The sequence below is a fragment of the Domibacillus sp. 8LH genome, from assembly GCF_038806185.1.
Taxonomy (GTDB): Bacteria; Bacillota; Bacilli; order Bacillales; family Domibacillaceae; genus Domibacillus; species Domibacillus indicus_A.
Genome location: NZ_JAVJNG010000068.1, coordinates 1 through 1,059, shown reverse-complemented (window position 1 = coordinate 1,059; position 1,059 = coordinate 1). Strand labels below are relative to the sequence as shown.

General features: G+C 50.3%; 2 rRNA genes. Both read left to right on the top strand.

What is annotated here, in order from left to right:
* Positions 1-59, top strand: a 16S ribosomal RNA gene (locus RG959_RS23785); the annotation flags it as partial.
* Between the two features lie 223 nt (positions 60-282).
* Positions 283-1,059 (top strand): 23S ribosomal RNA (locus RG959_RS23780); the annotation flags it as partial.

Genomic DNA, 1,059 nt, shown 5'->3' with positions numbered 1-1,059 from the left:
TTGGGGTGAAGTCGTAACAAGGTAGCCGTATCGGAAGGTGCGGCTGGATCACCTCCTTTCTAAGGATATTTACGGAAGTGAGAACTTGGTTCTCACACACGTTGACGCGTTATTTTGTTCAGTTTTGAAGGATGAATTCCTTCGGGCCTGCTGAGCAGGTCACAAAAGCGCTGCGGCAGGACGCCGCGTACTTAGCTTTTGATCTTTTAAACATGATTGTTCTTTGAAAACTGGATAATATCGTAAAGTAACACCAAGCAATACCGAGTAATCGCCATTTTAGGTTAAGTTAGAAAGGGCGCACGGTGGATGCCTTGGCACTAGGAGCCGAAGAAGGACGGGACTAACACCGATATGCTCCGGGGAGCTGTAAGTAAGCTTTGATCCGGAGATTTCCGAATGGGGAAACCCGCCATCCGTAATGGGATGGCACCCCTGCCTGAATACATAGGGCAGGAGGAGGCATACCCGGGGAACTGAAACATCTAAGTACCCGGAGGAAGAGAAAGCAAACGCGATTCCCTGAGTAGCGGCGAGCGAAACGGGATATAGCCCAAACCAAGAAGCTTGCTTCTTGGGGTTGTAGGACACTCTATACGGAGTTACAAAGGAAGAGGATAGGTGAAGCGATCTGGAAAGATCCGCGGTACAAGGTAACAGCCCTGTAGCCGAAATTTTCTTCTCTCTTGAGTGTATCCTGAGTACGGCGGAACACGAGGAATTCCGTCGGAATCCGGGAGGACCATCTCCCAAGGCTAAATACTCCCTAGTGACCGATAGTGAACCAGTACCGTGAGGGAAAGGTGAAAAGCACCCCGGAAGGGGAGTGAAAGAGATCCTGAAACCGTGTGCCTACAAGTAGTTAGAGCCCTTTAACGGGTGATAGCGTGCCTTTTGTAGAATGAACCGGCGAGTTACGATTTCATGCAAGGTTAAGCTGATAAGGCGGAGCCGCAGCGAAAGCGAGTCTGAACAGGGCGCATGAGTATGAGGTCGTAGACCCGAAACCAGGTGATCTACCCATGTCCAGGATGAAGGTGAGGTAACACTCACTGGAGG